The sequence below is a fragment of the Cohnella massiliensis genome (genome assembly GCF_900169535.1).
Taxonomy (GTDB): domain Bacteria; phylum Bacillota; class Bacilli; order Paenibacillales; family Paenibacillaceae; genus Cohnella; species Cohnella algarum.
In genome coordinates, this window is sequence record NZ_LT821259.1 from 680,675 (window position 1) to 694,831 (window position 14,157).

Here is a 14,157-nt window from a genome sequence, read left to right on the forward strand (position 1 = left end):
ATGTAAACCATAAGCGATGTGAGGTTACATCAAGAGAGGGAGAGGTTGTAAATGGCAAAAAAGCTTTTGCAGACGGCCATCGTCGGACTGCTGACGGCATCGCTCGCCGCCTGCGGGTCGGGGGGCAACAACGCCTCGCCGTCCGCCTCGGCGCCGGCCGCATCGGGAGGTTCGAGTCCTTCCGCGAGCGCATCGGTCGGAACGCTGGCCGAATGGGGCAGCTCGATCAAGGGCAAATATGACGGCACGGAAATCAATCTGGCGTTCGCCAGCCATCCGTCCACGGACGCTTTCCAGAAAATGACGGCGGAGTTCGAGGAGCTGACCGGCATTTCCGTCAAATGGGAAGTGATGGAGGAAGGCTATCTGAAAAACAAGCAGCTGCTCGACTACACGGGCAGAACGGGAACGTACGACGTGCTCATGGTCGACGGCTTCTGGATGAGCGAATACGGCGCGAAAAAAGTCGTCGAGCCGCTGGACGACTATATCGCGGACGCGACGCTCACGCCGGAATGGTTCGATTACGAGGACATCGTCCCCGCCTACCGCAACGGGATCAGCAAATACGACGGCAAAACGTACGGCATCCCGACGGCAGGGGAAACGCGCTTCATCGCGTACCGCGCCGACCTGTTCGAAAAATACGGCAAGGAGCCGCCGAAGACGATGGACGAGTTCCTCGAGCTCGCGCAGTTCTTCAACGGCAAGGAAGACGGACTGTACGGCGTTTCAATGCGGGCCCAGCGCGGCACGCACGCGGCTTCCGGACTGCTCAGCATCATGTACAACTTCGGCGGCGGGTTCATCAACCAGCAGACCGGCGAAGCGACGGTCAACGATCCGAAGTCCGTCCAGGCGATGCAGTTCTACGTGGACCTGCTGAAAAACGCGCCGAAGGACGTCGCCTCGTATACCCACGAGGAAGCGCTGTCCGCCTTCACGACGGGCAAAGCGGCGATGTGGCTGGACGCGACGGCGCTCGCGACGCGCATCCTCGACGCCGGCAGCTCCCAGGTCGCGGACAAGGTCGCCTTCGTCCCGACGCCGGAAGGGCCGGAAGGCCGCGCCAGCGCGCTCGCCGGCTGGAACATGTCGATCTCGTCGCTGTCCGAGAAGAAGGAAGCGGCCTGGGCGTTCATCGTCTTCATGAACAGCAAGGAAAAAGCGAAGGAGTACGTTCAGGAAGGCGGCGTTCCGGTTCGCACCTCGATTTACACGGACGAAGAGCTGGCCGCAAGCGACATTTCCTATCCGGTGCAGCTTGAAGCGCTGAACGACGCCAACGTGCTCGTCGAAAAAGGCATTTCGTGGATTCCGCCGCACGAGAAGCTCGGCCAAATCCTCGACCGCGTCGGCTACTACGTCAGCGCCGCGATGTTCGGCGAAATGACCGTTCAGGAGGCGGCCGACAAGGCGCAGAAGGAAGTTCAGGACATTACCGGCAAATAAATGGAGGGGACGGCCGTCCGGGCCGCAGGCAGCGGTCCGGGCCGTTTTTTCCGGGGAAGGTGAAACCAGTTGCTTCGTCGTTATTTTCACAATAGACCTCACCTCGCTTACATCATGCCGGCGATTTCCATTCTCGGCATTTTGACGTTCGTGCCGACGATTTTTTTGTACGGGCTGAGCCTGACCGATTACGAGCTCGGTTACCCCGATTTCAATTTTGTCGGCCTGGATAATTTTATTCGGCTGTTTTCCGGGCAGGATTCCGAATTTTGGTATTCGGTGCAAATCAGCATCGGGTTCATGGTTCTCGTGACGGCAGTCGAGCTTCTCCTCGGGTTCGGACTCGCCGTCCTGCTCGATCGCGAATTCAAGCTCAAGTCGCTCGTTTTCGCCTGCTTGATCGTCCCGATCGCGATGACGCCGAGCATTACCGGTCAAATCTGGAAGCTGATGCTGAACGCGGAAAACGGGGTCATTAACTACTTGCTCGGCTTTCTCGGCGGCAAGGTGATCTGGCTTTCGCCGGACATGGCGTTCTGGTCGACCGCGATGGTGGACGTTTGGCAAAACACGCCGTTCGTCGCGCTCATCATCTACGCGGGGATGCGCTCCCTGCCCTCGGAGCCTTACGAAGCGGCCGCGATCGACGGCGCGAACCGAACCCAGATATTCCGGTACATTACGATGCCGCTGCTGCTGCCGATGATTTTGCTGGCCGTCGTGTTCCGCGCGATCGATTCGCTGAAGACGTTCGATATTCCGTACTCGCTGACGCAGGGCGGTCCCGGCAACGCCACGAACTTCCTGAGCCTGCACGTCTACCGGCTCGGCTTCGCGCAGACCGGATGGATCGGCAGATCGGCCGCCGTTTCCGTCGTGCTGCTTATTCTGATCACCGCGATTAGCTGGGTGCTCATTCGCGCGTACCGGAAAGGAGTTGAAAACAAAGGATGACCGGAATCGGCAACAAAAAGCCGGGGCTCGGCACCGGCGTTCTTTTGCTCCTCGTATGCGCGGCTTGCGTCTTCCCGATGCTGTGGATGATCATCGTCAGCCTCAAGGAAAAATCGCTCACCTACGATCCGAGCGTCTGGTTTTTCACGCCGACGTTCGAAAATTTCCGCGCCGTGTTCGAGGACCGGCACGCGCTCGAATATTTGAAAAACAGCGCCGTCGTCGTTCTTTGCACGACCGTGATTTCGATTTTCATCGGGGGAATGGCGGCTTACGGCTTCGCCCGGTTCGAATTCAAGAAAAAAGAAAACCGCGCCTTCTGGGTGCTCAGTTTGCGCATGCTGCCGCCGATGGCTTCGGTCATTCCGCTTTTCGTCATGGCGAGCCTGATCGGCGTACTCGATACGCATATCGTGCTGATCGTCTGCTACATGCTGTTCAACATTCCGTTTACGATCTGGATGATGCGTAGCTTCTTCGAGGAAATTCCGGTCGCGCTGGAGGAAGCCGCCTTCGTGGACGGAGCTTCGCGGTTTCGGGTGTTCATTCAGATCATTCTGCCGCTGGCCACTCCGGGGCTGATCGCGACCGCGATTTTTTGCATCATCAACTCCTGGAACGAATTCGTATTCGCGCTGTTCCTCACCAGCTCTCAGGCCAGCACGCTGCCGACGACCGTCACGCTGTTCCTCTCGGTTTCGGGCGTCGCCTGGGGAGAAATGTCCGCGATCGGCGTCGTGACGATTTTGCCGATGCTCGTATTCGCGATGATCGTGCAGAAGTATATGATCCGCGGGCTTACGTTCGGCGGGGTTAAATAACGGGGTTAAATAAGAGAAAAGCAAATCAGTCTATTTGATGCGAAAGGCAGATGCACACATGTCCAAAATCAAAATGGGAATCGTAGGCGCCGGCACCTGGGGAGAAACCCACGCCTTTATTTATAACGATCATCCGAACGCCGAATTCGCCGCCATTTGCGATATGAACGAGGAGCGGGCGAAGGCGCTGGCCGCCAAGTTCAACCTGCCGGATTCCGCGGTGTTCACCGACCATCGGGAAATGCTGCGGAAAGCCGACATCGACGCGGTCGCGATCGTGACGCCGGACTTCGCCCACACGCGGGTCGCCGTCGATTGCGCCGAAGCCGGCAAGCATTTCATCGTCGAAAAGCCGTTGACGACGAGCCGCGAGGAAGCCGACGAAATCGTCGAGGCGGTGAAGCGCAACAACGTGCGGATGATGGTCGACCTGCACAGCCGCTGGAGTCCGCTGTTCGCCATTCCGCGCAAAGCGATCGAGGACGGCGAAATCGGCGTGCCGCACAGCGCGTACTATCGGCTGAACGACATCAAATGGGTGGCGACCGACATGCTGCCCTGGGCCGCCAAGTCCTCGATCCTCTGGTTCCTCGGCTATCACAGCGTGGACGTGCTGCGCTGGCTGTTCGACGACGAGGTGGAGCGGGTGTATTCGGTGTCCCGGTCGGGCATTTTGAAAGCGGAAGGCGTGGACACGGAGGATCTGTACCAGACGATTCTCGAGTTCCGCAAAGGCGGCATCGCGACGATGGAAAACGGCTGGATCACGCCGAACACGAATCCGAACGTCAACGACATGAAGCTGAACATCACCGGAACGAAGGGCATGTTCAACATCGACCCGACGCACAGCCAAATGCTGGAGCGCTTTACGGAAACGCGGGCCGACCGCCCGGACCTTCTGGTCAAGCACTTCATCCACGGCAAGCCGAAGGGCTTCGCGTACGAAAGCATCCGCCATTTCGTCGATCAGCTAATTACGGGCGAGCCGTTCCTCGTCTCGGTGGAGGATGCGTACAACACGACGATGGTCATCCTGGCCATCATGGAATCCGCCCGCAAGCGCGAGCCCGTCGTCGTGCGGTATTAAGCGCAGCTTGCGTGGTGCTGTGCAGTTGCAGACGCGGCTGACCGGTCCTCTCCGGGATGTGCAGCTTGCAGACGCGGCTGCCCGGTCGGCTTCCGGGCTGTGCAGTTTGCAGTCGGCGGCTGAGCGGTCGGCCCGGGCTGTGCAGCTTGCAGACGCGGCTGCCCGGTCGGCTCCGGGCTGTGCAGTTTGCTGACGCGGCTGCCCGGTCGGCTCCGGGCATCAGCGGCATCAAAAAGCAGTGAAGGACCGTCCCGCAGGCATGGAGTTGCCGATGTTGGGGCGGTTTTTTGCGTTAGGTTGATGCGCCGCCAAGGGAGGCCGCCTCGGCCGGATGCCTTTCGGGTTCTTGCCGACGTGGATCATGTCGCGCTTGGCTGCATGCTCGCATGTAGTGCACGGGGTGCGCTACATTGCGCTGAAACGAGCGTGTGGGCTCGCATGTAGTGCATGGGGTGCGCTACATTGCGCTGAAACGAGCGTGTGGGCTCGCATGTAGTGCACGGGGTGCGCTACATTGCGCTGAAACGAGCGTGTGAGCTCGCATGTAGTGCATGGGGTGCGCTACATTGCGCTGAAACGAGCGTGTGAGCTCGCATGTAGTGCATGGGGTGCGCTACATTGCGCTGAAACGAGCGTGTGAGCTCGCATGTAGTGCATGGGGTGCGCTACATTGCACTGAAACGAGCGTGTGAGCTCGCATGTAGTGCATGGGGTGCGCTACATTGCGTTGAAACGAGCGTATGGGCTCGCATGTAGTGCATGGGGTGCGCTACATTGCGCTGAAACGAGCGTGTGAGCTCGCATGTAGTGCATGGGGTGCGCTACATTGCACTGAAACGAGCGTGTGAACGAGGAAAAATGCCGTAACACGACAACAAGGGGAGCAGACGGACTACATGTCGGGTAAGCGGCGGGCTTGATGGCAAGAAGGGAATCAGACGGACTACATGGCGCTTTAGCGGCGGGCTTGACGGCAAGAAGGGGATCAGACGGACTACATGGTGGTTAAGCGGCGGGCTTGACGGCAAGAAGGGGATCAGACGGACTACATGGTGGTTAAGCGGCGGGCTTGACGGCAAGAAGGGGATCAGACGGACTACATGTCGGTTAGGCGGCGGGCTTGACGACAAGAAGGGGATCAGACGGACTACATGGTGGTTAAGCAGCGGGCTTGACGGGCAAGAAGGGGATCAGACGGACTACATGGCGTGTTGGAGTAGGGTTTGACGGGCTAGAAGGGGATCGGACGGACTACATGTCGGTTAAGCGGCGGGAATGCCGGTAAATATCAATGGCAAAATCCCCAATGGTCAAATCCGCCGCGATTACCGCTCCGTCGAACAATGGTGTAAAATGGCTGTAGTAGCAGGATACGTTCGCCCTACAAGTGCGAGAAGGAGAGACGCCCTTGCAAATTTTGGCCATGCTGACGATGTTGATCGACCATATCGGCTTTATCTTTTTTCCCGATCTGGATTTGCTGCGAGTGATCGGCCGGATCGCGTTTCCGCTGTATGCGTACGGCATCGCGCTCGGCTACCGCCGCACCCGCAACGTGCGCAGATACCTCTTCCGCCTTGCCGCGCTCGCCGGGATATCGCAAATTCCTTACATGATCGCGTTCCAGTGGGAGCGGATCAACGTCATCGGCACGTTCGCGGCGTGTCTGATCGTCATGATGCTTCTGGATCGCTTTAAAGGGAACGGACCGGCAGCCGCGATCGTTGGCCTCGCCGGCGCCGCGCTGCTGGAATGGCTGCCGTTCGAATACGGGGCGTACTGCCTTGCGCTGGTGCTGATGTTCCGCTACGTTCCGCGGGATTACTGGTTGCTCGTCCACGGGGGACTGAACGTGGTTTATTTCGTGTACCACGGATGGTGGGTTCAACTTTTCAGCATTATTCCGACGATGCTAGTCGTTCTCGGCGGCAGTTGGCTGGAAAAATGGGACCGAAAACGCGTTCCGCGCTGGCTGTGGCTCTCCTTTTATCCGGGTCATCTGGCGTTGCTCGCGCTGGCGGGTTTTTGGTGGTACGGGGAAGACTACGGCGTTCTGCCCTGGGAACTGTAACGAGCCTTCCTACGGATGAGCCGTCCGCCCGCGCGCCGCTATTCGTCCGTCCGAACGACAATGGGGATAGGCCTTCTTTTCCTTCGGAATTCAAAGCGGAATTGAACATTGTCCCGAAATTGATTACACTCTATTTAGCAAAAAAACGAACGCAAGGAGAGAAACATCATGACGCAGCAACCGAAATTATCCCCTCTGGTCCAGGCCCTGGATCTTCAGCCCCACGTGGAGGGAGGCTGGTATAGGGAAATGTGGCGCGCATCCGTCGAAATTCCCAAGGACGTGCTCGGTCCCGCCTATTCTTCCGCCCGCGCGGCGGCCAGCTCCGTCTACTTCCTCCTCCACCCCGGCGAGGTTTCCGAGTGGCACACGGTATTGTCCGACGAATTGTGGCTGTTCCACTCCGGCGGCCCGCTGCAACTGACGCTCGGCGGCAAAGGGGACAAGCCGGAGGAGCAGGAACGCATCGTTCTCGGCATGGATATCGCGGCCGGCCAGCGCCCGCAAGCGCTTGTCCCGGCAGGCGCGTGGCAGACGGCGACTCCTCTGACGGACGAGCCCGTATTCGTGACGTGCATCGTCGCTCCCGCCTTCCATTTCGACGATTTCAAACTGATCGACCCGGCAAAATAACGATCGCGTAATAAGGTTGGGATAAGCTGGGAAGATTAGGACCGAAGCTTGAAAAAACGCCTTTTTCCAGCCTCTCTCGATCTATATTGACAGCAAAAAAAGAAAACTGTAAACTTAATTAAATTATAATGTAAGTATATTTGACATGATAGATTTTCAATCGCGTCGGATCGCGAATGCCGGCCGGCAGAATTCATTTTTTCGAATATAAGGGATGACATATGGCAAACACGAACGGCTTGGCGATTCATCGGTTGGTAGGCGGCACCGCGTTGGTTACGGGAGCGGCCAGAGGTTCGGGAAGGGCGATCGCGGAAGCGTTCGTCGCCATGGGAGCCGATGTGCTCGCCATCGATTTGCTCGACATGGAGCCGATCCCCGGAGCGGTTTCGCTGAAATTGGACATTACGGACGAAGCGGCGGTCGAGCGGGCGGTGACGGACGGCTTGAACGGCCGGCCGTTTCAAATCGTGGTCAACAACGCCGGCATTTACAAGCAGTCCCCGTTCGAGGAGCATTCGACGGAGCTGCTGAACAAGATCATGAGCGTAAACGTAACGGCCCCGTTCGTGATCATGAGGGCGGCGGCGAATGCGCTGATCGACCGTAAGCTGCCCGGCGCTTTTATCAATTTGTCCAGCATCGGCGGGACGCACGCCCACCGCAATTGCGCGGGCTATTGCGCCTCCAAGGCGGCCGTGCTGGGACTGACCCGGGCGACGGCGCTCGATCTCGCTCCGCACGACATTACGGTCAATTCGATTTGCCCCGGAACCGTCGAGACGGATATGATCGCGCAGGTAGCCCAGGACTTGACCGTCGAGCTTGACACGGACATCGACGGCGCCTGGAAGTACTTATACGGCAAAATCCCGCTCGGGCGGTTCCAGAAGCCGGAGGACGTCGCCTCGATGGCGGTTTTCCTTGCTTCCATGGGGGCTCGCAACGTTACGGGGGCCCAGCTTACGCTGGACGGCGGCGAAACCGCGGTCTGACGTAACGGCTGATGACGGCCGTTGCGCGGTCACGAAGATAAACGGCCGTTGCGCGGTCGCGATGATAAATGGCCGTTGCGCGGTCGCGATGATAAACGGCCTTAGCGCGGCCATGCGAAGAATAGCGGCACATCCGCGCCAATCGGCGCTGGTGCATATAAAACCCTTAACCGGGGAGGAGAGATATCTAAATGAGCAGCAAACGCAAATTCACCCTCGGCGCATGCCTTATGGCTTTGACGCTCGTCGTCGGCGCATGCGGCGCCGGCAACAACAACAACGCGGGAAGTTCGCCTTCCGCATCCCCGACCGCATCCGGCGCGGCAAGTCCGACCGCTTCGGCATCGGAATCGGCTGCCGCAAGCGACGTCAAGGTCGCGATCGTGTTCGCCACCGGGGGGCTTGGCGACAAATCGTTTAACGACAACGGGTATGCCGGCGCCGAAAGAGCAAAAAGCGAGCTCGGCATCGAGTATGATTACGTAGAACCGACGGATATTGCCGAATACGAAGGCTACCATCGCGATTTCGCGAAGGACGGCGAATACGATCTGATCGTCGGCATCGGCTTCGACCAGGTGGACGCCATTTCCAAAGCGGCGGACGAGTTCCCGGATCAGAAGTTCCTGATCATCGACTCGACGGTCGACAAGCCGAACGTCGCTTCCGCCGTCTTCAAAGACCAGGAGGGCGCATTCCTCGCCGGCGCGGTTTCCGCGCAAAAGTCCGAATCCAAAACGATCGGCATCGTCGGCGGCATGGACATCCCGCTCATCAACGCGTTTGTCGCCGGCTTCAAATCCGGCGCGCAATACATCGATCCGAACGTGAACGTGCTGGTGAACTACGTCGGCAGCTGGAACGATTCCAATACGGCCAAGGAAATGGCGATTTCGATGTATGACGGCGGCGCCGACATCGTATACGGAGCAGCCGGCGCCTCGGGTCTGGGCGTATACAACGCCGCCAAGGAGAAGGGAAAATGGGCGGTCGGCGCCGACATGATTCCTTCCCAGGATCCGGATGCCCTGTATCTGACGACCGTCAAACGGGTCGACAACGTCGTCTTTAACCAAATTCAAGCGATCATCGACGGAAGCTGGCAGGCCGGCATTCAAAGCCTCGGCGTCAAGGAAGAAGCCGTAGGCTATTCCGTAGAAGGCGCGACGATCGAAACGCCGCAAGAATTCATCGACAAGGCCGAAGAACTGAAGGCAAAAATCGCGAGCGGCGAGCTTGTCGTTCCGGCCGCCCTCGAAGAAGTCGATCCATTCCTTGCAAACAACAAAAATTCCTGATTTCAGCCACAAGCAAATCCCATAAGCACGACAGAAATAAGGGTATTCTCAAAATACCCTTATTTCTCTTTAACGGAGCTACCAACTTTACGGAGGGGCAGCCATGAACGCGGTGGAGATGACTAAGATAACCAAGCGTTTCCCCGGCACCGTCGCGAACGATTCCGTCACCTTCACGATGGAAAAAGGCGAAATCCATAGCCTTCTTGGCGAAAACGGCGCGGGAAAAACGACACTCATGAAAATACTTTACGGCATGTACCAGCCGGACGAAGGACAGATCCGGCTGAACGGGGAACAAACGGTAATCGCCAGCCCCTCCGTTGCCATTCGGAACGGAATTGCCATGGTTCACCAGCATTTTATGCTCGTGGACAATTTGACCGTCGCGGAAAACGTCGTTCTCGGCTATGAGCCGAAGCGAAGCGCGTTTTTCGACATGGGCAAGGCGCTTCAGGAAGTCGAGGCGATTTCGGTCAAGTATGGACTCAAGGTGGATCCGAAGGCAAAGATCGAGGATTTGCCCGTCGGCGCGAAGCAGCGCGTCGAGATTTTGAAGGCTTTGTACCGCAAGGCGGACATTTTGATTCTGGACGAGCCGACGGCGGTGCTGACGCCGCTTGAGGTAGACGATTTGTTCCGCGTGCTTCGGGAGCTTCGGAGCGAAGGCAAGACGATCACCATCATTACGCACAAATTGAAAGAAACGATGGAACTGGCCGATCGCGCGACCATCTTGCGCACCGGAAAACTGATCGGCACCGTGCGCACGTCCGAAACGAATTCGAATCAATTGGCCGAAATGATGGTCGGGCGGAAAGTATCGTTCGACGCGGCGCCGCCGTCGACCTATGAACATCGCGTCCCCTTGCTGTCCGTTAAAGACGGCAACAAAAGCGTTCGCAAAGTTCCGGTGCTGAAGAACTTCAACCTGGAACTGCTCGCCGGGGAAATCGTCGGGCTTGCCGGGGTGGAAGGCAACGGACAGACGGAGCTGATCGAAGCGTTGACGGGCTTAAGCCCGCTCGACAGCGGCACGGTCAAGCTACGAGACCAGGATGTGACAAAGCGATCCCCTTCCGAGATGATCGAGCTGGGCATCGGACATATTCCGGAGGACCGCAACAAGCTCGGGCTCGTCGGGGACTTTTCCATAAAGGAAAACATCGCGCTCGGTTACCACAACCGCGCCGACTTTCAAAAAAGCCGGGTCATCAAAACCGGTTTTCTCAAAACTTACGCCAATGAAATTCGCTCCAGGTTCAGGATCAAGTCCGAGAGCGTCGAAGCGCCGGTCAAGTCGCTTTCCGGCGGCAACCAGCAGAAGGTCGTCATCGGCCGCGTGCTGTCGCAAAATCCGGACGTGATCATCGCGGCCCAGCCGACGCGCGGGGTCGATATCGGAGCCATCGAGTACATCCACGAACAATTGATCGCCATGCGCGATCAAGGCAAAGCGGTGCTGCTCATCTCGGCCGAACTGGATGAAATCCGCAAGCTAAGCGATAAAATCGCCGTCATTTACGAAGGCTCGATCGTCGCGTTCGACCGTGCGGACGCGTTTGACGAATACGAGCTCGGAGCTTATATGACCGGCGGGACGCATGATCGGCAAGGAGGCAGGAGCAGCTGATGGAACAACGTTCGAACGCATGGCTGAAGACGGGGGCAACGACGTTTCTTTCCATTTTGGCCGCCTTTGTCGTCAGCGGCGTCGTCTTGCTGATCGGCGGCCATTCGCCGATCGAGGCGTTCGGCACGATGGCGCAGGGCGCATTCGGCGACGCCGACGCATGGGGCAAGACCCTCGCCAAAACGACGCCGCTTATTTTGACGGGACTTGCGGTCGCGATCGCGTTCAAAGGCGGACTTTTCAATATCGGCGCCGAAGGTCAGCTTTATCTCGGCGGCATGACGGCGGCGCTTGTCGGCGTTTATATGACGGGCGTGCCCGGATTCATCCACGCCTTTATCGCGCTCGCCGCCGGCGGCATCGTCGGCGCCCTGTGGGCCGGCATCGCCGCATACATGAAAGTGAAGTGGAAAGCGCACGAAGTCATCGTAACGATCATGATGAACTACATCGCGACGCTGTTTACCGCGTATCTCGTCAATTATACGTTCAAGGCGGAAGGCATGGTGCCGCGGACGGAAGAGGTGGCCGCTTCCGTTCAGTTGCCGACGCTCATTCCGCACAGCCAGCTCACGGTCGGGTTGTTTATCGCGATCGGTTGCGCGCTGTTCCTCTTCTGGTTTATGAAGTACACCGTGCCGGGCTATGAAATCCGCGCGGTCGGGCTCAATCCGGACGCGGCTCGCACGGGCGGCATTTCGATCGGATGGCGCATGATTTTCGCGATGCTGCTCAGCGGCTTTTTCGCGGCGATCGCCGGAGGCGTCGAAGTGCTCGGCGTGCACCACTACTTTTTGCAAGGAATCTCGCCGGGCTACGGATTCGACGGAATTGCCGTCGCCGTCCTGGCCCGAAACAATCCGATCGCCATTCTGTTTTCCGCCTTGCTGTTCGGCGCTCTTCGCGCCGGAGCGACGGGCCTCGACCGGCATACGGACATTCCCGGCGATTTCGTCGTCATGATTCAGGCATTCGTCGTCATTTTCGTCGCGACGCCTTGGCTCGTTCGCAAATACAAATTACGCAAGAAGCGGGTGAATCAACATGGAAGTTAATCTGGACTATTGGATTTCGCTGCTGACCAGCTGCTTGCGAATTGCCGTCCCGATTGCTTTCGCCGCTATCGGCGCCCTGTTGTGCGAACGGGCGGGCATCGTCAACATCGGCATCGAGGGCATGATGCTGACCGGCGCTTTTGCCGGGGTTTACGGTTCCTATATTACGGGCAGCGCCTACGGAGGCCTGCTTATTGCCATGATCGGCGGCGGGCTGGTCGGGTTATTGCATGCGGTGCTTACGATCGCGTTCAAGACGGATCATATTATAAGCGGTCTCGGCATCAATTTGCTGGCGCAGGGTTTGACGGTCGTGCTGCTGATGACGATCTGGGACTCGAAGGGCAAATCGCCGGACGTAGAGGGATTCACCAATTTATCGATTCCCTTGATCAAAGACATTCCGTTTATCGGCCCGATCATCGGCAATATGAACATTCTGTTTTATTTGCTGATCGCCGTCGTCATCGTGACGTGGATCGTGCTGTTCAAGACGGTGTTCGGCCTGAGGGTGCGCGTCATCGGCGAAAATCCGCAAGTCGCGGATACGCTCGGCGTGCACGTGTACAAAATGCAATACATTTGCGTCATCCTGTGCGGCGTTCTGGCGGGAATCGGCGGCGCCTGCCTTTCGATCGGCGACGTGCATTTCTTCAACCGGGACATGGTCGCCGGGCGCGGCTATATCGCGCTGGCCGCCATGATTTTCGGCGGATGGAATCCGGTCGGGGCGTTCGGCAGCAGCATGCTGTTCGGCCTCGCGCAAAGCTTGCAAATTCGTTTGCAGGTGTTCGACATCCCGGTTCAGTTCGTTCAAATGCTGCCCTACATCCTGACGATCGTCGTGCTCGTCGTATACCGCAATCGCAACCGCGCGCCGGCTGCGTCCGGCAAACATTTCCGGAGAGGTGAGACCTGATGCGGACGGAAGAAACGGAACTTTTGCGCAGGCTTCCGAAAACGGATTTGCACATTCATCTGGACGGAAGCTTGAAGCCGTCCACGCTCGTCGAACTGGCGCAGGCGCAGGGGATCGAGCTGCCGGCTTCCGGCGGCGAGGGCATGCGCCCGTACATGACCGTAGGCGACGAATGCGCCAGTCTTGTCGACTACTTGAGCAAGTTCCATTGGGCGTCGAAAGTGCTGCATACCGCGGAAGCCCTTGAGCGGGCGGCGTTCGAGCTGGCGGAGCAAGCGGCGGAACACGGCGTGCGCTATGTCGAGGTACGGCTCGGCCCGCAGCTTCATCGGGAGAAAGGACTTGCGGTCGACGAAGTGCTGCTCGCCGCGGTGCGGGGGCTCGCGCGAGGCGAAGCGGCATTCGGCGTCAAAGGTCGGGTGATCGCCGCCTGCCTGCGCAATCATTCCGTCGCGGCCAACCGCGAGGTGGTCGAGGCCGCTGTTCGGCTGCGCGATCAAGGCGTCGCGGCGGTCGACCTGGCGGGGCCCGAAGCCGGCCATCCGCCCGAGGCGCACCGCGATGCGTTCGCGCCGGCGCTGCAGGCGGGCATGCCGATTACGATCCATGCTGGCGAAGCCGCCGGACCGGAAAGCGTGCGGGGCGCGCTCGAAGCGCTCGGGGCGAACCGCATCGGCCACGGCGTGCGGACGAAGGAAGATCCGGCGCTGCTTGCGCTCGTCCGGGAGCGCAGGGTTCCGCTGGAAATGTGCCCGTTCAGCAACATTCAGACGAAGGCCGCGGCAGACTGGGAGTCGTATCCGATTCGCGATTATTTCGACCAAGGCCTCTTCGTTACCGTCCATACCGACAACATGACCGTCTCGAACACCGACATGACGAAGGAATACGCCGTGCTGATCGACAAGTTCGGCTTTACGATGCCGGAAATCGGGCGGCTGATTTTAAACGGCGTGGAGGCGGCTTTTTTGGACGAGACGGAGAAGGCGGAGCTGCGCAAGGAATTTGTCCGGGAGCTTCGGCAGCTCGGAATCGAGGTAGGATAACATAACGATCGGATGGTCCAAGGCCGTTTCCCGACTTTGCCGCGGGGGACGGTCTTTTTTTATCGAGTGATCAGGCCTCGCCAGGTTGCACAAAATCCAGGTCTGTTGAGTTGAGTATCGCCGGCGGTTGACGAACAAACTTCCCTTGGTTTAATATTAACTAAATTAATCGGAATACTAATTATATAGC

The 14,157-nt window shown here is 58.5% G+C and carries 12 protein-coding genes; all 12 read left to right on the forward strand.

All coding sequences use genetic code 11. The annotated features are described in order from the left end of the window. Positions 1–51 precede the first annotated feature (51 nt). The 12 genes from B7E11_RS16920 to add all read left to right on the forward strand — a co-directional run bounded on the left by B7E11_RS16920 (position 52) and on the right by add (position 13,967). Positions 52–1,452, forward strand: a complete 1,401-nt coding sequence (locus B7E11_RS16920) for an ABC transporter substrate-binding protein (protein ID WP_080836744.1) — start codon at positions 52–54, stop codon at positions 1,450–1,452. Between the two features lie 69 nt (positions 1,453–1,521). Next, on the forward strand, positions 1,522–2,406 hold the full coding sequence (locus tag B7E11_RS16925) for a carbohydrate ABC transporter permease (RefSeq protein ID WP_080836745.1): 885 nt from the start codon (positions 1,522–1,524) through the stop codon (positions 2,404–2,406). Next, positions 2,403–3,227, forward strand: coding sequence for a carbohydrate ABC transporter permease (locus tag B7E11_RS16930; protein ID WP_080836747.1), 825 nt, complete (start codon positions 2,403–2,405; stop codon positions 3,225–3,227). The genes B7E11_RS16925 and B7E11_RS16930 overlap by 4 nt, the downstream gene beginning before the upstream one ends. Positions 3,228–3,285: 58 nt before the next feature. After that, positions 3,286–4,317 carry a Gfo/Idh/MocA family protein gene (locus tag B7E11_RS16935; protein ID WP_080836748.1) on the forward strand — a complete coding sequence of 344 codons (1,032 nt, stop codon included), beginning with the start codon at positions 3,286–3,288 and terminating at the stop codon, positions 4,315–4,317. A gap of 1,408 nt (positions 4,318–5,725) precedes the next feature. Then, complete coding sequence (locus tag B7E11_RS16940) at positions 5,726–6,388, forward strand: TraX family protein (RefSeq protein WP_080836750.1); 663 nt, start codon at positions 5,726–5,728, stop codon at positions 6,386–6,388. A 168-nt stretch (positions 6,389–6,556) separates the two neighbouring features. Continuing rightward, entirely contained in the window at positions 6,557–7,021 is a 465-nt protein-coding gene (locus B7E11_RS16945; protein ID WP_080836752.1) for a cupin domain-containing protein, read from the forward strand. A gap of 221 nt (positions 7,022–7,242) precedes the next feature. Further along, on the forward strand, positions 7,243–8,016 hold the full coding sequence (locus B7E11_RS16950; protein ID WP_080836754.1) for an SDR family NAD(P)-dependent oxidoreductase: 774 nt from the start codon (positions 7,243–7,245) through the stop codon (positions 8,014–8,016). A gap of 191 nt (positions 8,017–8,207) precedes the next feature. After that, entirely contained in the window at positions 8,208–9,314 is a 1,107-nt protein-coding gene (locus B7E11_RS16955; protein ID WP_080836756.1) for a BMP family lipoprotein, read from the forward strand. 103 nt (positions 9,315–9,417) lie between these two features. After that, positions 9,418–10,947 carry an ABC transporter ATP-binding protein gene (locus tag B7E11_RS16960; RefSeq protein ID WP_080836758.1) on the forward strand — a complete coding sequence of 510 codons (1,530 nt, stop codon included), beginning with the start codon at positions 9,418–9,420 and terminating at the stop codon, positions 10,945–10,947. Beyond that, entirely contained in the window at positions 10,947–12,002 is a 1,056-nt protein-coding gene (locus B7E11_RS16965) for an ABC transporter permease (protein WP_080836762.1), read from the forward strand. The genes B7E11_RS16960 and B7E11_RS16965 overlap by 1 nt, the downstream gene beginning before the upstream one ends. Continuing rightward, positions 11,992–12,921 (forward strand): ABC transporter permease, encoded by a 930-nt coding sequence (locus B7E11_RS16970; RefSeq protein WP_080836764.1) that lies wholly within the window; start codon positions 11,992–11,994, stop codon positions 12,919–12,921. Before B7E11_RS16965 ends, B7E11_RS16970 begins: the two co-directional genes overlap by 11 nt. Further along, positions 12,921–13,967, forward strand: coding sequence for an adenosine deaminase (gene add / locus B7E11_RS16975; RefSeq protein ID WP_080836766.1), 1,047 nt, complete (start codon positions 12,921–12,923; stop codon positions 13,965–13,967). Before B7E11_RS16970 ends, add begins: the two co-directional genes overlap by 1 nt. Positions 13,968–14,157 lie beyond the last annotated feature (190 nt).